Source organism: Pseudomonas sp. W4I3 (assembly GCF_030816195.1).
Classification (GTDB): Bacteria; Pseudomonadota; Gammaproteobacteria; order Pseudomonadales; family Pseudomonadaceae; genus Aquipseudomonas.
In genome coordinates this window covers 631,710-651,242 of the sequence record NZ_JAUSXS010000001.1, presented here as the reverse complement: position 1 = coordinate 651,242, position 19,533 = coordinate 631,710, and the positions used below count along the sequence as shown (strand labels likewise).

Sequence of the window (19,533 nt, the reverse complement as noted above, 5' to 3'; positions counted from 1 at the left end):
TGCCGCCATGTCGATCTTGCAGGCCATCAGAACCTTTTTCTTTTACCTGCTGCTGGGCACCAGTTCGTTTCTCTGGTGCACCCTGAGCTTTTTTATTGCACCTTTCCTGCCCTTCAAGGCGCGCTATCGCTTCATCAATGTGTATTGGTGCCGCTGCGCGTTGTGGCTGTCCAAGGTATTCCTGGACATCCGTTTCGAGGTCAAGGGCGCCGAAAACGTCCCGGACCGGCCCTGTGTGATTCTGTCGAACCACCAGAGCACCTGGGAAACGTTCTTTCTCTCGGCGTACTTTTCGCCCCTGAGCCAGGTGCTCAAGCGTGAGCTGCTGTACGTGCCGTTCTTCGGCTGGGCGATGGCGATGCTGCGTCCGATCGCGATCGACCGTGACAATCCGAAGGCGGCGCTCAAGCATGTCGCGAAGAAGGGCGACGAGCTGCTTAAAGATGGCGTTTGGGTGCTGATCTTCCCAGAAGGTACGCGCGTGCCGTTTGGCACCGTAGGCAAGTTCTCACGCGGTGGTACTGCGTTGGCGGTCAACGCCAACCTGCCGGTGTTGCCAATTGCCCATAACGCCGGCAAGTACTGGCCGAAGACCGGCTGGGCGAAACGTGCAGGCACCATTACCGTAGTGATCGGCGAGCCGATGTATGCAGAAGGCGAGGGCCCACGTGCCATTGCCGCATTGAATGACCGTGCCGCTGCATGGAATGAAGCGCAGCAAAGGGCCATGGGTTCATTGCCGCCGGAGCCTGTGGTAGTCGAGACGCCGGAGATTTGAGCTTCTGTGGATAACCTGTGCACGGTTTGTTGGCGAATTGTCCGTTTACGGTCATAACTCTCTGATTTAATTGCATATTTCTGAAGCTCATAAAATCTCGAAAAACGTGCATAAGTTTTTATGGCATAAAAAAACCGGTCCTTGAGACCGGTTTTTTATGCACAGCCGAAAAGCCCGCTTTTCAATCCTCCAACTGGGGCAAATGCAGGATGAACGTCGAGCCCGTGCCCAGCTGACTTTCACAGATAACACGCCCGCGGTGGCGTTCTACGACGGCCTTTACCATCGTCAGGCCCAACCCTAGGCCGTCACTGCCCTGCGCCGAATCGAAGCGCCGATATTGGTTGAACAGCTCCGGCAGATCATCAGGCGCAATCCCCGGCCCCTGGTCGCTGATGCGGCATTCCAGCCATCCTTGCGCGCTGCCGTGGCTTAACGTGACGGTGGTATCGGGCGGCGAATATTTGATCGCATTTTCCAGCACATTGAAGAGCGCACGGGTAAGCAGCGATTGATCGGCATACACCATGCCTTCGTCTGCTTCATCCAGGTCGTGAACCAGGTGAATGTTCTTTAATTGGGCGATGACCGCCACTTGGTCGAAAGCATCCATCACGAGCATGGCGAACAGGGTGGGCTGGAAGTGATAACCGTCAGCCTCGGCCTTGGCCAATTGCACGAAGGACTCAGTGAGGCTCAAAGCGCGTCGGACCTGCTGTTCTATCTGGGCAAAGACTGGCGATTCGCTGCCATGCACGTCCAACAGAGCGAGAATTGCCGAATGCGGTGCTCGCAAGTCATGAGACAGAAAGCGCAGCATGGTTTCGCGGTGCTGCTGGGCTTCACGCTCCTTGCTTAGGTCCGTGAGGCTCAGCAGCCAACCGAGCGCGAAGTCACCTTCCGCCGGAAGCAAGGGCGCGAGCTCCATTCGCAGACTGCGCTGGTGGATGTCACGGAACTCGACTAATTCCAACTCCGAGAGGGCAGGGCGAATGCCGTTATTCAACGGGGGATACCCCAGGTCGGCGAGTTGTTCGATGAAGTTTTCGCTGACCAGATCATTGCCGAATACATCACGGGCGACGCGATTGGCCAACAGGATACGGCCCTGTGGATCGGTAATCAGCGTCGCTACCGGCAGGCATTCCAAACCATCGGCCATAAAGCGCCGGGTATCCCGCGTGCGGCTGACTGCCTGCTCCAGGGCGAAGATACGCCCTTGGAGCACATCGCCTTTGCTTGCGGGTGCGCGGCGGCGCTCTGGCAAGACTTTGGGTTCATTATCCAGCCGAGCCAGTTCCCAGCCGAAGTAGGCGAGGATCACACTCAAGCGCCGCCAGTTCCATATCAGGTAACTGAGCAATAACCCAATCAGACAGGCCGCCGGCGACCACCAGTGTCCAAAGCTCAGCAGCGCCCACGAAATCATTAACGATGTAGCCATGCCGCCAAGCGTCATCCATAACGCATAACGCGGGCGATACAGCAGCAGGCCCAGCAACAACGCCACCAGTGACGTCGCCATCAGCGCCGCCAGCCAACCCGGCAGGTCAACAATGCTGCGACCTTGCAGTAGGCCGTTGAGCACGTTGGCTAGGATCTCGACGCCCGCCGTCGATCCGGTAGAGGAGAGCGGCGTAACGAAACTTTCGCCCATTCCGTAGGCGGTGGCGCCGACCAGAATCAGGCGCCCGCGTAACCATTCGGAGGACACCTCGCCACGCAGTACGCTGGCATAGGACACACTCGCAAAGCGATCATCCGTAGAGGTGAAAGGGACGCGAATTTCGTGCTCCTGATGCCATTGGTGACTTCGGGGCTCTTGGGGCGTACCCGGCATTCCCGATGTTTCCCCATTCAACGCGAATGCCAGCCAGGCCAATTGCGGAAGTGTGCTTCCCGGTGGGCCTTCACGCAGATAGAGACTGCGCACGACACCATCGTTATCCGATTCGACGTTGATATGCCCGATGCCCTTGGCGCACTTGAGCAAGGGCGACAATGACTCTCCAATCTGCCTCGACCCCACGCTGCTATCAGTCACGATGGGCAATACCACATTGCCCGCCCTGCACACGGCCTCGGCCAATCGGTGATCACCCACGCCTTCGCTGGGCTCACTGAAGATCACATCGAACAAGATGCCAGCAGGCTGGGCAGCGCTCAGGCGTTCGATCAAGTCTGCATGCACACTGCGAGGCCAGGGCCATGGGCCGAGTTCTTCCAGGCTTGGCGCGTCAATGGTCACCAGCACAATGCGTGGGTCTACGGGTAACGGTGCCCATTGGCGCAGGCTGTCATAAAGTGGGTTGTTCAACGCCAGGCCCGGACTCAAGGACAGGTAGGCCGTAAAAGGCAACAAAACCAAGCCGATCAACAGCCATTCCCGCACTAGCCCGTGAAACAGCAGCTGCGCCCGGGTGGGCTGGCGCTTTTCAGCCTCGCCCCATAGTTTCACAGGGCCACCGCCACAGGCCTGAAAAAGCAGCAATGATCGTCAGATGAAAGTGTCATAAGCCCCGGTCTCCCTCCAGGTGGCCACGATGAAACGCATCAGAGGTGTTGCAACCAGTGAAGCTTATTTCGGTCTTAGTGGACGACCAAGCGGCCACAATACCGTACATCGATCCTTTTCCTCATAAGCAGGAGCCGGTATCTTTCCTCTAGGGGGCGAGAAGTATCGATAGGTTACTGGCCTTTGATATCAGCGTACCGAGAGATTTGAGCCTCGTTGTATCCCACCATAATTATTCAGATTCAGAGGCTATTATTTGTGCTTGCACAGTGTGCCTCTGATTAAGCTGCCGTATTTTTGCAGGAAGGACCCACTCATGCGTGTCGCAATACTGGATGACGAGCCCGCTGAGTTGAGGCGGGTGGAACAGACACTGCGACAAATTCCCAGCACCTCGGAGCAGTCCTGGTCTCTGCATTGCTTCGAGCGCGGGGAAGACCTGCTACGCCAACTGCGCCGTGAAACCTTCGATTTGTTGATCCTCGACTGGCAACTCCCGGATATCACCGGAATTGCGTTGTTGCGCTGGACACGTGAGCACATGGAGTCACCGCCCGCCGTGATCATGCTCACCAGCCGCGATGCCGAGAGCGATATCGTCATGGCGCTCAACAGTGGAGCGGATGATTACGTCAGCAAACCCTTTCGCCCTAACGAACTCAAAGCTCGCGTAACCGCAGTCCTGCGCAGGCATGGACTGCAAAAGTCCGCCACTAATGAACTCCAAAGCTTCAATGATCTGACCTTCGATGATGCCGAGCTGACGGTCACACGCGCCGGCAAACCGATCAACCTCACCGAACGCGAATACCGCTTGGCCAGCTGCTTGTTTGCCAACCTCGCCCGTCCGCTGTCTCGCGAATATCTGTACGAGCGGTTTTGGAGCCATGAGGAAATGGTCTCGTCTCGGCCGTTGGATACCCATATCTACAGATTGCGTAACAAGCTCGGGCTGACGGCGGATCGAGGATGGCAGTTGCTGACGATTTATGGGTACGGGTATCGATTGGAGAGTGTGGCAGCGTCGGCTGAGAGCTGAAAAAGGATATGTTCCACGTGGAGCATTTATAAAATGCTGAGCAAACATCCATAAAAAAGGCCAACGCTTAGCGTTGGCCTTTTGTTTTTGCCGAGTACCTGATCAGAAATCCAGGTTAGAAACCGCCAACGCGTTGCTCTCAATGAAGTCACGACGAGGCTCGACCGCATCACCCATCAGGGTGTTGAAGATCTGGTCCGCGCCAATAGCGTCTTCGATGGTGACGCGCAGCATGCGACGTTGCGCCGGATCCATCGTGGTTTCCCACAGCTGATCCGGGTTCATTTCACCCAGACCTTTGTATCGCTGAATGGTGTGACGCTTGGTGCTTTCAGCCATCAACCAGTCCAGGGCTTCCTTGAACTCTTTGACCTGCTTCTTGCGTTCGCCACGCTGAATATAAGCGCCGTCATCCAGCAGTGTGCTCAATTGCGCGCCGAGGGTGACGACCGTCTTGTAGTCGTTGCTACCGAAGAAGTCGCGGTTGAAGGTGACGTAGTTCGACAAGCCGTGGGAGATCAGTTCAACCTCCGGCAGCCAAACGTTACGTTCACGGTCTTCGCGCAGGCTGGCTTTGTACACCAGGCCAGACTTCTCCACCGTGCGCAGACGCACTTCGTACTGGGCCAGCCAATCCTGCATGGCGGCGTGATCGCCCAGTTGCTCCAGGCTCACGGCCGGCAGGTAGATGAAGTGCTCGGTCAGCTCCTGAGGGTACAGGCGCGACAAACGCTTGAGCGTTTTCATGACCATGCGGAAGTCGTTAACCAAGCGCTCCAACGCCTCACCGGAGATACCTGGAGCTTCGTCGTTCAAGTGCAGGCTGGCATCTTCCAGGGCCGACTGCGTCATGTACTCTTCCATGGCGTCGTCGTCTTTGATGTACTGCTCTTGCTTCCCCTTTTTCACTTTGTACAACGGCGGCTGGGCGATGTAGATGTAGCCGCGCTCAATCAGTTCAGGCAACTGACGGAAGAAGAACGTCAGCAGCAGGGTACGGATGTGCGAACCGTCGACGTCAGCATCGGTCATGATGATGATGTTGTGATAACGCAGTTTGTCGATGTTGTACTCGTCACGGCCAATACCGCAGCCCAGTGCCGTGATCAAGGTGCCGACTTCCTGTGAGGAAATCATCTTGTCGAAGCGCGCTTTCTCGACGTTGAGGATCTTACCCTTCAACGGCAGGATAGCCTGGGTACGGCGGTTGCGACCCTGCTTGGCGGAACCGCCAGCAGAGTCACCTTCCACCAAGTACAGTTCGGAGAGGGCAGGGTCCTTCTCCTGGCAGTCAGCCAATTTGCCTGGCAGGCCGGCGATGTCCAGCGCGCCTTTACGGCGAGTCATTTCACGGGCTTTGCGCGCCGCTTCACGGGCACGTGCGGCATCGATCATTTTACCGACAACCAGCTTGGCTTCGTTCGGGTTCTCCAGCAGGAAGTCGGAGAAGTATTTGCCCATCTCCTGTTCCACCGCAGTCTTCACTTCGGAAGACACCAGCTTGTCTTTGGTCTGCGAGCTGAACTTGGGATCCGGAACCTTGACCGAAATAATCGCAGTCAGGCCTTCACGGGCATCATCACCGGTGGTGGCGACCTTGTGCTTCTTCGCCAAGCCTTCGGCTTCGATGTAGGTGTTCAGGTTACGCGTCAGTGCGGAACGGAAACCCACCAGGTGAGTACCGCCATCGCGCTGCGGAATGTTGTTGGTGAAGCACAACAGGTTCTCGTTGAAGCTGTCGTTCCACTGCAGGGCGATCTCCACGCCGATGCCGTCTTCACGTTGGATGTTGAAGTGGAACACCTGGTTGACCGCAGTCTTGTTGGTGTTCAAGTATTCAACGAACGCACGCAGGCCGCCTTCGTACTTGAACAGCTCTTCCTTGGCGCTGCGCTCATCCTTGAGGACGATGCCGACACCAGAGTTGAGGAACGACAGTTCACGGATCCGCTTGGCCAGGATGTCCCAGCTGAAGTGGATGTTCTTGAAGGTTTCAGCCGAGGGCTTGAAGTGGATCTGGGTGCCGGTGGTTTCGCTCTCACCGACGATCTTCATCGGTTCCTGTGGCACACCGTGGACATAAGTCTGTTCCCAGATTTTTCCGCTGCGGCGTACGGTCAGCACCAGCTCTTCGGACAGAGCGTTCACTACCGAGACACCTACGCCGTGCAAACCGCCGGAAACTTTATAAGAGTTGTCGTCGAACTTACCGCCGGCGTGGAGCACGGTCATGATGACCTCTGCCGCCGAGACGCCTTCTTCTTTGTGCACATCGACCGGAATACCGCGGCCGTTATCGCGCACGGTAATGGATTCGTCCGGGTGAATGATGATGCTGATGTCGTCGCAGTGACCGGCCAGAGCTTCGTCGATGGAGTTATCGACCACCTCGAAGACCATGTGGTGCAGACCGCTACCATCATCGGTGTCGCCAATGTACATACCGGGACGTTTGCGTACGGCATCCAAACCTTTCAGCACTTTAATGCTGGTCGAGTCGTACGTGTTTTCTTCGCTCATGCCTTCACTCCCGATGGTCGTGGGTCTGGGTGATACGGCCTTGTTCCACGTGGAACAAAGCGACTGGCGTTTCCGTCTGCCAGCCTTCCCTCAATAATTCGTGGTCTACACAGGTGATAAACACTTGGCAGCGTAAGTCTTCCAATAAGCGGCATAGCGCGCGGCGGTGTTGCTCGTCGAGTTCGGACGGCAAATCATCCACCAGATAAATACATTGGCCGCGTCGCGCCTGGCTAACCAGGTGCCCTTGTGCAATACGCAATGCACACACCACCAACTTTTGCTGACCGCGGGACAGGATATCCGCAGCATTATGAGCGCCTAATCGAAGGCGCAAATCAGCGCGTTGGGGTCCGGCCTGGGTATGGCCAATTTGCTGATCACGCTGCAGGGACGTCGCAAGCACTGCACTCAGCTCGCGTTCTTTGTCCCAACCACGGTAATAACTCAGCGTCAGCCCCTCGAGGTCCAACAACTCGCTCAAGGTCTGCTCAAAGACTGGTTTCAAGGCTTTGATATAGGCACGGCGGTATTCATCTATTTCGTCGCTGGCCAGGCACAGTTCCCGGTCCCACGCCGCTTGTGAAGCGGCGTCAAGTGTACCATGCCGCAGCCACGAGTTCCGCTGCCGCAGGGCCTTCTGCAGGCGCTGCCAAGTGGCCATGAAACGCGGTTCCACGTGGAACACTCCCCAGTCGAGGAATTGCCTGCGGATTTTCGGCGCGCCTTCCAACAGGCGAAAGCTGTCGGGGTTGATCAACTGCAATGGCAGAATTTCCGCCAATTGCGCCGCACTGCGCGCATTCTGCCCATCAATGCGAATTTGAAACTCCCCGCCGCGATCACGTGAAATCCCCAGTGCGCTATGCCCACCTTCAGCCAATTCAACTTGGCCAAATACTGTGCACGCCAGTTGCTCGTATTGAATCACCGGTAACAGGCGCGCACTGCGAAATGAACGGGCCAGCCCCAGCAGATGGATGGCTTCCAGCACGCTGGTTTTGCCACTGCCGTTGGCGCCATGGAGAATGTTGATACGAGGGGAAGGGGAGAAGGTCACCGGGTGCAGATTGCGCACCGCGGTGACCGAGACGCGACTGAGGGACATCTAGCTTCTGCTGAGCATGATTACAGGCGCATCGGCATAACAACGTAAGCCGAGTCGTCGTTATCGGATTCTTGTACCAGCGCGCTGCTATTGGAGTCCGACAGAATCAGGCGAACCTGTTCGGTGGTCATCACGCCCAGCACGTCCAGCAGGTAGCTCACGTTGAAGCCGATTTCCAGCGAACCGCCGTTGTAGTCAACGCCAACTTCTTCTTCCGCTTCTTCCTGTTCCGGGTTGTTGGCTTGGATCTTCAACTGACCGTTGGCCAATTGCAGACGAATACCCCGGTACTTCTCGTTGGAGAGAATGGCAGTACGGCTGAACGCTTCACGCAGCGCCTGACGATCGCCGAGTACGAGCTTGTCGCCGCCTTTAGGCAACACACGCTCGTAGTCCGGGAACTTGCCGTCGACCAGCTTGGAAGTGAAGGTGAACTCGCCGGTCGTCGCGCGGATGTGGTGCTGGCCCAGAACGATGCTGACGTTGCCATCTGGCTCGGTGAGCAAGCGCGCCAATTCGAGGATGCCTTTACGCGGCACGATGACCTGGTGACGATCCGGCTGGCCGATATCGGCGCGCATCGAACACATCGCCAAACGGTGGCCGTCAGTCGCAACCGCGCGGATGATGCCTTCGGACACTTCCAGCAGCATGCCGTTAAGGTAGTAGCGCACGTCCTGCTGAGCCATGGCGAAGCTGGTGCGCTCGATCAAACGACGCAGTTTGCTCTGCTCCAGGCTGCAGGTCAGCGAACCCGGGCCTTCTTCCACCGTCGGGAAATCGTTGGCTGGCAACGTGGACAGGGTGAAACGGCTGCGACCGGCTTTGACGACCAGTTTCGATTCGTCGACCTTGATGTCGATCAGCGCGTCGTTCGGCAAGCTTTTGCAGATATCCATCAGCTTGCGCGCCGGCACGGTGATCTCGCCGGGTTCGGCGGGTTCTTCGAGCTGCACGCGGCCAACCAGCTCGACTTCCAGGTCGGTACCGGTCAAGGACAACTGCTGGCCTTCGACCACCAGTAATACGTTGGAAAGCACCGGCAAGGTCTGTCGGCGCTCGACGACGCCTGCGACCAGTTGCAGGGGTTTCAACAGGGCTTCGCGTTGAATGGTGAAATGCATGGTCTAGTCCCTTGCCTTAATAAGCTGCGCTGGTGTCATTACGTAGTCAGTGTACGCAGCAGGTTCTTGTAGTCCTCGCGAATATCCGCGTCGGATTCCTTAAGTTCGTTGATCTTGCGGCACGCGTGCAAAACCGTGGTGTGGTCGCGACCACCAAACACATCGCCGATTTCCGGCAGGCTGTGGTTGGTCAGTTCCTTGGACAGGGCCATGGCCACCTGACGCGGACGCGCTACCGAACGCGAACGGCGCTTGGACAGCAGGTCGGAAATCTTGATCTTGTAGTACTCGGCAACGGTGCGCTGGATGTTATCCACACTCACCAGTTTGTCCTGCAGCGCCAGCAAGTCTTTCAGCGATTCACGAATCAGCTCGATGGTGATGTCGCGCCCCATGAAGTGCGAGTGCGCGATGACTCGCTTGAGTGCGCCTTCCAGTTCACGCACGTTGGAACGGATGCGTTGAGCGATAAAGAATGCGGCATCGTGGGGCAGATCGACCTTGGCCTGGTCGGCCTTTTTCATCAGGATCGCGACGCGGGTCTCCAGCTCAGGTGGCTCTACGGCAACGGTCAAACCCCAGCCGAATCGCGACTTCAGGCGCTCTTCAAGGCCTTCGATCTCTTTTGGATAACGGTCACTGGTCAAGATGACCTGCTGGCCGCCTTCAAGCAGGGCGTTGAACGTGTGGAAAAACTCTTCCTGGGAACGTTCCTTGCGCGCAAAAAATTGAATGTCATCGATCAGCAACGCGTCAACGGAGCGATAGAAACGCTTGAACTCGTTGATAGCGTTGAGTTGCAGGGCTTTGACCATGTCGGCGACGAAGCGCTCCGAGTGCAGGTAGACCACCTTGGCATTCGGGTTCTTCTTTAATAGATGGTTACCCACAGCGTGCATCAAGTGGGTTTTACCCAAGCCAACCCCGCCATAAAGGAACAGTGGGTTGTAACCGTGCTTGGGGTTGTCGGCCACTTGCCAGGCGGCCGCACGGGCCAGTTGGTTGGACTTACCCTCTACGAAATTCTCGAAGGTAAAGGTGCGGTTCAAGTAGCTGGTGTGCTTGAGCGCACCTTCGACCTGCACCGTACGCTGTTCGGCACGCACGGGCGCCTGCTGAGAACTGGCACCGGCCATGGGATCGAAACTGTCGCGCGACGGCTCCTCGTTCTGCGCTGAGTTTTTATGCGCAGAGGATTTGGCGGGCGTCGCTGCGGGAGCGGCAGCCACTGGTGCAGGCTGGGACTGCGATGCAGCGGCAGCCAATGGCGCATTCGGAGCGGCGCGAGGCGCTGAGCTGCGTTTGCTGCCTATTAATAAGGAGAGCACGGGCGCGATGCCGTTGCCATGTTCGTCGAGCAATTCGAGAACGCGGCTCAGGTACTTCTCGTTGACCCAGTCCAGAACAAAACGATTGGGCGCGTAGACACGCAACTCGTCGCCTTCGGCTTCGACCTGTAGCGGACGGATCCAGGTGTTGAATTGCTGGGCAGGCAGCTCATCGCGCAAAAGCTCCACGCACTGCTGCCAAAGTTCCACTGACACGGATATCCCCTAAGTTGAAAGCCGGTGAGGCAAAAACAGCCGCCATTGTAGCGATCAGCCGCCCACTTATCCACATGTAGGTTGCTCACAGAGCAGCCAAAATCAACGTCTTAACCGCAAAAAAGACGACCAGTGGTCAGTGGGTAAGCTCTGTGGATAACCACGCGTAAGCTCGTTGCACAACTGGGGGTGAAAGTCTGTGGGTAACTGGCCTGTGGATAACAACCCATTCCACACACAGCTTATCCGATAGCGCAGCACAGGCAGAGCACCGTTTCTCCCCCGTGTTGTCATCCTCTGTACAGCTTGAAGTATATGGCCTGAAGGCAGTTATCCACAGATTAATGGCTCTCTAGCTTTTATAAGCTTTACAGAAAAGCTTTAAATACCTTCCTTCTTTATTTCTATATCTATGGCATTGCTCATGAGCGGCAGGCGAGCAGAAAAGGGTAGCGTGGCCTCAACAGATCTAATTCAAGGAAAAGCTGGTTGGAAATTGACCTAGAGGCTTGCTTTCTCTAGAATCGCCGGTCTCTTAAAACGGGGGCCATTCCGGCCCGTTGTGGACGAACCAGGTAACAACGCCATGAAACGTACTTTCCAACCAAGCACCATCAAACGCGCCCGTACTCACGGCTTCCGTGCTCGCATGGCTACCAAGAACGGCCGTGCTGTCCTGTCGCGTCGCCGCGCCAAAGGTCGTGCGCGTCTGGCAGTTTGATAATCCGGTACTGGTGGTGAGTCAGGACTTCAGTCGGGAAAAGCGTCTGCTAACCCCCCGGCACTTCAAGGCAGTCTTTGACTCCCCCACCGGCAAGGTTCCGGGGAAAAATCTCCTGCTCCTTGCGCGTAACAACGATCTTGATCACCCCCGTCTCGGGTTGGTGATCGGCAAGAAGAGCGTAAAGCTCTCCGTTGAGCGCAATCGCCTCAAGCGTCTGATGCGCGAATCGTTTCGCCTCCACCAGGAAACTCTGGTTGGTTGGGATATTGTTATCGTCGCGCGCAAAGGCTTGGGGGATGTAGAAAACCCCGAATTGATTCAGCATTTCGGCAAGCTCTGGAAACGTCTGGCGCGTACCCACAAACCAGCACCAGCAGTCAGCACCGAAACTGTAGGGGTAGACAGTACCGATGCGTAAACTGGCCCTCGTTCCGATCCAGTTTTATCGCTATGCCATTAGTCCTCTGATGGCCAGCCACTGTCGCTTCTACCCCAGTTGTTCCTGCTACGCGTTAGAGGCCATAGAAAATCATGGTCTTCTGCGCGGTGGCTGGCTGACCTTTCGTCGTTTAGGTCGCTGTCATCCGTGGAATCCCGGTGGTTATGACCCGGTTCCGCCTATCCCTACCTCCCGTTCTTCTTCGATGGCCGAGTAATCATGGATATTAAACGCACGATCCTGATCGTCGCCCTGGCAATCGTGTCCTACGTCATGGTCCTGAAATGGAACCAAGACTACGGCCAGGCTGCCCTGCCGACTCAGAATGTTGCTACCAATCAGGCTGCGCCGGCTATTCCGGACACCCCGCTGGGTAACAATGCGTCCGCGAGTGCCGATGTTCCCAGCGCGAATGGCGAGACAAGTGCCCCGTTAGAAACGCCAGTGGTCACCAACAAAGATCTCATCCACGTGAAAACGGATGTGCTCGACCTGGCTATCGACCCACAGGGTGGTGATATCGCACAGCTGAAGCTGCCGCTTTATCCACGTCGCCAAGACCACCCGGATGTTCCGTTCCAGCTGTTCGATAACGGCGGTGAACGTACTTATCTGGCACAAAGCGGCCTGACCGGCACTAACGGTCCGGATGCACGTGCTACCGGTCGTCCGATTTATTCGACCGAACAGAAGACTTATCAACTGGCTGATGGCCAGAACCAGTTGAACGTCGACCTGAAATTCAGCCTCGACGGCGTCAATTACATCAAGCGTTTCAGCTTCACCCGTGGTTTGTACGATTTGAAGGTGACTTACCTGATCGACAACACCAGCGATAAAGCCTGGAGCGGCAACCTGTTTGCCCAGCTCAAGCGTGACGCCAGCTCCGATCCTTCCTCCAGCACCGCCACCGGCACCGCGACTTACCTGGGCGCCGCCCTGTGGACAAGTAACGAGCCGTACAAAAAAGTGTCGATGAAAGACATCGACAAGGGCGCGTTGAAGGAAACCGTTCAAGGTGGCTGGGTAGCCTGGCTGCAGCACTACTTCGTGACCGCGTGGATCCCGAACAAGGGTGACGCGAACCTGGTTCAAACCCGCAAGGACAGCCAGGGCAACTACATCATTGGCTTTACTGGCCCGGCGCTGACCGTCGCACCAGGCGCCAAGGCTGAAACCAGCGCTACCCTGTACGCCGGCCCGAAAAGCCAGGCCGTGCTGAAGGAGTTGTCCCCAGGTCTGGAACTGACTGTGGACTACGGCTTCCTGTGGTTCATTGCCCAGCCGATTTTCTGGCTGCTGCAACATATCCACAGCATTGTGGGTAACTGGGGCTTCTCGATCATCTTCCTGACCATGCTGATCAAGGGGATCTTCTTCCCACTGTCAGCCGCCAGCTACAAGTCGATGGCGCGCATGCGTGCCGTCGCGCCGAAACTGGCTGCGCTGAAAGAGCAACATGGTGACGACCGGCAGAAAATGTCGCAGGCCATGATGGAGCTGTACAAGAAAGAGAAGATCAACCCGTTGGGCGGTTGCTTGCCGATTCTGGTGCAGATGCCGGTGTTCCTGTCGCTTTACTGGGTTCTCCTGGAAAGCGTGGAAATGCGCCAGGCGCCGTTCATGCTGTGGATAACTGACCTGTCGATCAAAGACCCGTTCTTTATCCTGCCGATCATCATGGGCGCGACCATGTTCATCCAGCAGCGCCTGAACCCGACTCCGCCGGATCCGATGCAGGCCAAGGTGATGAAAATGATGCCAATCATCTTCACCTTCTTCTTCCTGTGGTTCCCAGCGGGCCTGGTGCTGTACTGGGTAGTCAACAACGTGTTGTCGATCTCCCAACAGTGGTACATCACACGTAAAATCGAAGCGGCTACCAAAAAAGCCGAGGCGTAATTTACTCTGTGGATAACCACTCAAGACGCCCCCTAGTGGGGCGTTTTGCTTTCCGACATTTTAATTCTGGAACATGCTGATGAGCGCTCCTCGTGAAACCATCGCTGCTGTCGCCACCGCTCAAGGTCGCGGCGGTGTCGGTATCGTTCGAATTTCCGGGCCGCTCGCGAGCGTGGCCGCCAAAGCGATCAGCGGGCGCGACCTGAAACCGAGGTATGCCCATTACGGCGCGTTTCTCGATGCGGATGACAGCGTGTTGGACGAGGGCTTGGCCCTGTACTTCCCGGGACCTAACTCTTTCACCGGTGAAGATGTCCTTGAACTGCAGGGACATGGTGGTCCGGTGGTGCTGGATATGCTGCTGCAGCGTTGCCTGCAGTTGGGCTGCCGCCTGGCCCGGCCGGGCGAGTTCAGCGAGCGGGCATTCCTCAACGACAAGCTCGACCTGGCCCAGGCCGAAGCCATTGCCGACCTGATCGAAGCGAGTTCTGCACAAGCTGCGCGCAACGCGTTGCGTTCGTTGCAGGGGGCTTTTTCCTTGCGTGTGCATAACTTGACTGAGCAGTTGATCAGCCTGCGCATCTACGTCGAGGCAGCCATTGATTTTCCGGAAGAGGAAATCGACTTTTTGGCCGATGGCCACGTCCTGGCAATGCTGGATAAAGTCCGTGAGGAGTTATCCACAGTGCTGCGAGAAGCCGGGCAGGGCGCATTGTTGCGCGATGGCATGACCGTGGTGATTGCGGGACGTCCCAACGCCGGTAAATCCAGCCTGCTTAATGCTTTGGCGGGGCGCGAAGCGGCGATCGTTACTGAAATTGCCGGCACCACTCGCGATATTCTGCGCGAACATATCCACATCGACGGCATGCCGTTGCACGTCGTTGATACAGCGGGGTTGCGCGATACCGACGACCAGGTGGAGAAGATCGGCGTGGAGCGCGCGCTCAAAGCCATCGGCGAAGCAGATCGAGTGTTGTTGGTGGTGGACGCAACCGCCCCCGAGGCTGTGGACCCTTTCGCGTTGTGGCCCGAATTCCTCGAACGGCGACCAGACCCGGCCAAAGTCACCTTGATCCGTAACAAGGCCGACCTGACAGGTGAAGCCATCGCCATGGAAACCAGCGAGGATGGCCACGTGACTATCAGCCTCAGTGCCAAATCGGCAGGGGATGGCCTGGAGTTGCTACGTGACCATCTGAAGGCCTGCATGGGCTATGAGCAAACCTCAGAAAGCAGCTTCAGTGCGCGTCGCAGGCATCTGGAGGCGCTTCGCCACGCCAGCGCAGCGCTGGAGCATGGGCGGGCACAGCTGACCCTGGCGGGCGCAGGGGAGCTGCTGGCCGAAGACTTGCGTCAGGCGCAGCAGCTGTTGGGTGAGATTACCGGTGCCTTCAGCTCCGATGATTTGCTGGGGCGAATCTTTTCCAGCTTCTGCATCGGCAAATAGCCAGGCTGTTCGTTACCAGTTGTACGACACCGTACCCAGCAAGGTACGGCTGTCACCCCAATAGCAGCGCCCCGCATCGTTGCAACCGGACACATATTCCTTGTCGAACAGGTTCTTGGCGTTCACATCCACCGACCAGTGCGGGTCGATCTGATAGCCCACCGATGCGTCTACCAACGTGACACTGCCGGCATCCAACTTCCCGTACAGCGTAGGTGCCGTGTAGGAGAAGGTGCTGTCGAAATAACGCACGCCGCCGCCCACGGACAGGCCCTTGAGTTGTCCGTCGAGGAAGCGATACTTGCTCCACACCGACGCTTGGTTGCGCGGGACGCCGGTCATCTGGTGCCCTTCAACCAAGGAAGTGGCGGAATCCTTGGTAATGCGTGCGTCGGTGTAGGTGTAAGCCGCCGTCACATTCAGGTTCGGCGTAAGGTTGCTGTTCACTTCCACTTCCACGCCTTTGGCCCGACTCTCACCTACCTGGCGATAGCTGTTGGTGGTGGCGTCCAGGTAGGTATCGTCCTGTTTGCGCAAGTCGTACACCGACAGCGTCATGGCGGTGTCCCAACCGATTGGCTCGTACTTCACACCCACTTCATATTGGCTGCTGGTGATCGGCTTCAGCGGCGAGCCGGCGTTGGAGATCTGCTGTACCGGGACGAACGCGGTGGAATAGCTGACATACGGCGTCACGCCGTTGTCGAACTGGTACATCACGCCGCCTTGGTAGGTGAACTTGCGGTCGTCGGTGCTGATGTCGCTGGCCTTGTTCACCTTGTCGCGAAAATCGCTGTCGACCCAGTCCTGTCGGCCACCGAGCAAGAACAGCCAGTGGTCGTACTTGCTCTGGATCTGGGCGTAAACGCCTTTCATCTGCTGCTCAAGCAAGGTGTTCTGCACGGCGATTGGCGTGAGCGGGTCCCGCAGGTACACCGGGTTATACACATTGATGGTACCGGCGAAACCCGCATCCCAGTCCTGGCTGAACGAGGTGCGGTCGTAGCTGGCGCCGAACAGCACCGTATTTTCCAGGCCGCCAATCTGGAATTTGCCTTCGAGCTGGTTATCCAGGGAATAGACCATCGACTTGTTGTAGCGATCGTAGGCGGTCATGTTGAGTTGGGTGCCGAAGCCGCGGTTGTTCAGCGCGCTCGGCCAGGTTTCATGGCGGTTGATGCGTGACTGCATGTATCGCGAATTCTGGCGGAACTGCCAATCGTCGTTGAAGCTGTGGCTGAACTCGTAGCCGGTGCTCCAGGATTCGCGCTCGAAAGTATTCCAATCCGGATCGCCGAGCATGGTGTGCTTGGACAGTTTACCGTTGGGATTGCTGAGCAGCGTGCCTGCAGCCGGCAGGCCGAGCTCCAGGTTAGTGTGGTCTTTCTGGTAGTTGGCCAACAGGGTCAGGGTGTTGTAATCGTCGAAATTCAGGGTGAGAGAGGGCGCGATGTAAACACGATCATCCGGTACGTGGTCGGTCTGGGTATCGGATTTGCGGCCAAGCATCACCAGGCGGCCGAGGACGTTGTCACTGTCATTGAGCGGCCCTGAGATATCCACACCGAGTTGGCGTCGGTTGTTTGAGCCATACCCCAATTGCACCTCGCCCTGTGGATTGGCGGTTGGGTGTTTGCTGACCAGATTGACCAAACCGCCCGGGGCGTTTTCACCGTAGAGCAGCGAAGACGGACCGCGGAACACTTCGACGCGCTCCAGGCCATACGGCTCACTGGTGGTGTCGTACCGATTGCCTTGCACGCGTAGTCCGTCTCTGAGCAGACCGTAGCCGTAGTCCGTAGCGTTGAAGCCTCGAATGAAAAAGAGATCGCCTGCCAGCCCGTCACCCGCGGCAAAAGGCGGCGCGAAAATGCCGGGCACATAGCCCAGTACTTCGGTCAGTGTCTGCGATTTCTGGTCCTTGATACGCTGCCCGGTCACCACCGATACGGAACGAGGCGTCTCTGACAGTGGCGTGCTGGTCTTGGTGCCAATGCGGCTGTTCTGCGCTTTGTAGCCTACGTCCCCAGCACTGTCCTGACTCAATCCCGTCTGTTGATAGGCACTCACGGTTGTCGGTGCCAGGGTGAGCGGCCCCGTGGGCACGGCTTGCAAACCATAGCTGCCGGGCGCCTGGGCAACTGCTTGCAAACCAGAGTCTCGTAGCAACAGCACGAAACCTTGATCCACCGAATAATCGCCGTCCAATCCGGGCGTGGTCAGGCGCGAAGTCTGCTCGGGCGAGAAGGACAGAATCACGTTGGCCCTGGCGGCAAACTGGCTTAGCGCTCTGTCCAGTGGGCCGGGAGCGATAGCATAGTGTTGCGTCGTGCTGGCGGCCATGGCAGTTGGGGATAACAACGCACCGCCCGTGGTGGTTAGCAGCAATGCGTAGCTGATGGCATGACAGGAAAGCCGCTGGCGTAGCTTGGAGGGAAGGCACATAGGTCGGTAAGCCCTGAAGGTAGCGTCGTGATTACCTGCAGGGCCGAACCAGGCCAAAAAAAGATAACCCCCTGTGATTATATTTTTGCACTCAACCGATTCGTTTCACCGACACCCAATAGCGCGTGAAGTAGTTCACCTGGATCGGCAGGGTTGCTTGCAGGTTGGCCAGTACCGCATCAGTGGCATCCAGCCGGAACGCGCCTGAAACACGCAGGCGAGCCGAGGCTTGGTCACATTGCAGCAAGCCCGGTCGATAGCGCGCCAATTCATTGATGACGTCGCCCAGTCTGGCGTCGAGCACGACTAATTGGCCGTCGACCCAGGCCGCTTGTGTGCCGCCATAACGCTGGGTAACGCTTATGTGGCGTCGATCAAAATCCGCGCTTTCGCCGGCACCAAGCGTTCGGTTGTGGTCCGGCTCATCAACCGGGGACAGTTTGACCCGGTCTTCCAGAACACCCACTCGAGTGGAATCCGCGAATTGACGCACCGTAAACCGAGTGCCCAGCGCCTCGACGCGACCGTGACGAGTCTCTACATACAAGGGTCTTTGCCCGCCCCGCTTGCCGCTGTGGATAAGTACCTCACCCTCGCGCAGCCGGATCAAGCGCTCGCGCGCGTCGAACACCACATCAATGGCCGTATTGGTATTGAGATCAACCTGCGTGCCATCGACCAGTTCGACTCGTCGTCGTTTACCCACAGGCGTCCGGTAATCCGCCCATACGTTACCCAAGGACGTCTGTTGTTGAATATTCCAGCCCAGATACCCGGTGCCGCCGAGTACCAGCATCCACTTGAGCACTTGGCGGCGTTGTTGCGTGGCGGTCAGTGCGCGGCGTGTGAAGTCCTGGGGCAGGGCGCCGAGGCTGCGCTGAAGCTGCTCCAGTTGGTTCCAGGCAGCCTGATGGGCAGGGTCTCCATTGAGCCATTGTTGCCAGGCCCGACGCTCGGCGGGCGTCGGCGATTGTGCCTGGAACTGCACGTACCAACTGGCAGCCGCCTCGAATGTCTTACGATCGGGCGCCGACATTAAAGACTGGCCATGATCAGTGAACACTCGGTCAAAGTGCGAATCATGTGTTTCTTCACAGTGGTCAACGACACCTGCAATTGATCGGCGATCTGTTGATAAGTCAGGCCTTCGATTTGCGACAGCATGAAGATCCGGCGTGCTCGTTCACCCAAACCAGACAGCGCCTTATCCACAGCCACCAGGGTTTCAATGATGATCGCCTTGTCCTCTTCACTGATGGCAATGGCTTCAGGACGCTCAGCCAGGGTTTGTTTATAAGCCTGCTCAATGGCATGCCGGCGATAGCGATCAATCACAAGACCCCTCGCGATAGTCGCCAGGTAATCCCGTGGTTCGAGAATCTGCACGGCATTCCGTCCACTCAGAATACGCACGAACGTATCGTGGGCTACATCGGCCGCATCGCAGGCGTCATGCAATTTGCCTTTGAGCCACCCTTGCAGCCACGAATGGTGTTGCTCGTAGATGCGCTGCACAGCTGCCGTGTGGGAAGGAGGGGACATAGGCGCGACAAGTGAGTTAATGATAATCGCTATTATTAACTGCCCGCGTGTATTCCCACAATAGATGTCTTGAGGACGAATCAGCATCGATTCCATCGGTCGTTGGACCTTGATTCAGCTTTTTTTCCGAGGTTAAGCCCTGTGAATAACCCTCCTTGTGCCCGGTTGATAACCACGCCTGAAACCTGAGTAAAACCCGCCCTGTGGATAACCATCGCTTTAATCCACAGGCTTAATGCACTTATCCAAGCCGCTCATTGCTACATGGCCACAGACTTTTGAATCTCTGTACACTACGTAGATGAAGGCCTGTAGCAATCTATCCACAGAAAGTAAGCTCAGTATAAATAAACATAAAAACAAAGATTTAATAAATTTCTCTCTTTTAATTTCTATTGTCCCT

The 19,533-nt window shown here is 57.0% G+C and carries 15 protein-coding genes; 7 read left to right on the top strand and 8 right to left on the bottom strand.

Annotation, left to right across the window (positions count from 1 at the left end):
- Positions 1 to 7: 7 nt before the first annotated feature.
- Positions 8 to 778 (top strand): 1-acyl-sn-glycerol-3-phosphate acyltransferase, encoded by a 771-nt coding sequence (locus tag QF045_RS02980; protein ID WP_306490988.1) that lies wholly within the window; start codon positions 8 to 10, stop codon positions 776 to 778.
- A gap of 181 nt (positions 779 to 959) precedes the next feature.
- On the opposite strand, the gene QF045_RS02975 is transcribed toward QF045_RS02980, so the two are convergent.
- The gene (locus QF045_RS02975; RefSeq protein WP_306490987.1) at positions 960 to 3,236 is read right to left on the bottom strand and encodes a CHASE2 domain-containing protein; all 2,277 of its coding nucleotides are present in this window, start codon (positions 3,234 to 3,236) and stop codon (positions 960 to 962) included.
- A gap of 373 nt (positions 3,237 to 3,609) precedes the next feature.
- Here QF045_RS02975 and QF045_RS02970 point away from each other — a divergent pair, with 373 nt between their 5' ends.
- On the top strand, positions 3,610 to 4,332 hold the full coding sequence (locus QF045_RS02970; protein WP_306490986.1) for a response regulator transcription factor: 723 nt from the start codon (positions 3,610 to 3,612) through the stop codon (positions 4,330 to 4,332).
- A gap of 102 nt (positions 4,333 to 4,434) precedes the next feature.
- Here QF045_RS02970 and gyrB read toward each other — a convergent pair whose 3' ends face one another.
- Genes gyrB through dnaA form a run of 4 tightly spaced genes read right to left on the bottom strand, consistent with a single transcriptional unit; the run spans position 4,435 to position 10,628 of the window.
- Positions 4,435 to 6,852 carry a DNA topoisomerase (ATP-hydrolyzing) subunit B gene (gene gyrB, locus QF045_RS02965; protein ID WP_124384433.1) on the bottom strand — a complete coding sequence of 806 codons (2,418 nt, stop codon included), beginning with the start codon at positions 6,850 to 6,852 and terminating at the stop codon, positions 4,435 to 4,437.
- A 4-nt stretch (positions 6,853 to 6,856) separates the two neighbouring features.
- Entirely contained in the window at positions 6,857 to 7,960 is a 1,104-nt protein-coding gene (recF, locus tag QF045_RS02960; protein ID WP_101265038.1) for a DNA replication/repair protein RecF, read from the bottom strand.
- 20 nt (positions 7,961 to 7,980) lie between these two features.
- The gene (gene dnaN / locus QF045_RS02955) at positions 7,981 to 9,084 is read right to left on the bottom strand and encodes a DNA polymerase III subunit beta (RefSeq protein WP_306490985.1); all 1,104 of its coding nucleotides are present in this window, start codon (positions 9,082 to 9,084) and stop codon (positions 7,981 to 7,983) included.
- Between the two features lie 38 nt (positions 9,085 to 9,122).
- A complete protein-coding gene (gene dnaA, locus QF045_RS02950) occupies positions 9,123 to 10,628 on the bottom strand; it encodes a chromosomal replication initiator protein DnaA (protein WP_306490984.1) in 1,506 nt (501 codons plus the stop codon).
- Between the two features lie 586 nt (positions 10,629 to 11,214).
- Between dnaA and rpmH the strand changes: the two genes are divergently transcribed.
- From rpmH to mnmE, 5 genes are all read left to right on the top strand, one after another.
- Entirely contained in the window at positions 11,215 to 11,349 is a 135-nt protein-coding gene (gene rpmH / locus QF045_RS02945; protein WP_003213577.1) for a 50S ribosomal protein L34, read from the top strand.
- A gap of 13 nt (positions 11,350 to 11,362) precedes the next feature.
- On the top strand, positions 11,363 to 11,770 hold the full coding sequence (rnpA, locus tag QF045_RS02940) for a ribonuclease P protein component (RefSeq protein WP_372240907.1): 408 nt from the start codon (positions 11,363 to 11,365) through the stop codon (positions 11,768 to 11,770).
- Positions 11,763 to 12,008: a membrane protein insertion efficiency factor YidD gene (gene yidD, locus QF045_RS02935; protein ID WP_010207715.1), complete on the top strand. Its 246-nt coding sequence runs from the start codon at positions 11,763 to 11,765 to the stop codon at positions 12,006 to 12,008. Before rnpA ends, yidD begins: the two co-directional genes overlap by 8 nt.
- Before the next feature lie 2 nt (positions 12,009 to 12,010).
- The gene (gene yidC / locus QF045_RS02930; protein WP_306490983.1) at positions 12,011 to 13,693 is read left to right on the top strand and encodes a membrane protein insertase YidC; all 1,683 of its coding nucleotides are present in this window, start codon (positions 12,011 to 12,013) and stop codon (positions 13,691 to 13,693) included.
- A gap of 79 nt (positions 13,694 to 13,772) precedes the next feature.
- Positions 13,773 to 15,143, top strand: a complete 1,371-nt coding sequence (mnmE, locus tag QF045_RS02925) for a tRNA uridine-5-carboxymethylaminomethyl(34) synthesis GTPase MnmE (RefSeq protein WP_306490982.1) — start codon at positions 13,773 to 13,775, stop codon at positions 15,141 to 15,143.
- Positions 15,144 to 15,155: 12 nt separating this feature from the next.
- Here the strand turns inward: mnmE and QF045_RS02920 are convergent, their stop codons facing one another.
- The 3 genes from QF045_RS02920 to QF045_RS02910 form a co-directional block, all read right to left on the bottom strand.
- Entirely contained in the window at positions 15,156 to 17,588 is a 2,433-nt protein-coding gene (locus QF045_RS02920; protein ID WP_306490981.1) for a TonB-dependent siderophore receptor, read from the bottom strand.
- Between the two features lie 91 nt (positions 17,589 to 17,679).
- A complete protein-coding gene (locus QF045_RS02915; RefSeq protein ID WP_306490980.1) occupies positions 17,680 to 18,624 on the bottom strand; it encodes a FecR domain-containing protein in 945 nt (314 codons plus the stop codon).
- Positions 18,624 to 19,130: a sigma-70 family RNA polymerase sigma factor gene (locus QF045_RS02910; RefSeq protein WP_306494845.1), complete on the bottom strand. Its 507-nt coding sequence runs from the start codon at positions 19,128 to 19,130 to the stop codon at positions 18,624 to 18,626. The genes QF045_RS02915 and QF045_RS02910 overlap by 1 nt, the downstream gene beginning before the upstream one ends.
- Between the last annotated feature and the right edge of the window lie 403 nt (positions 19,131 to 19,533).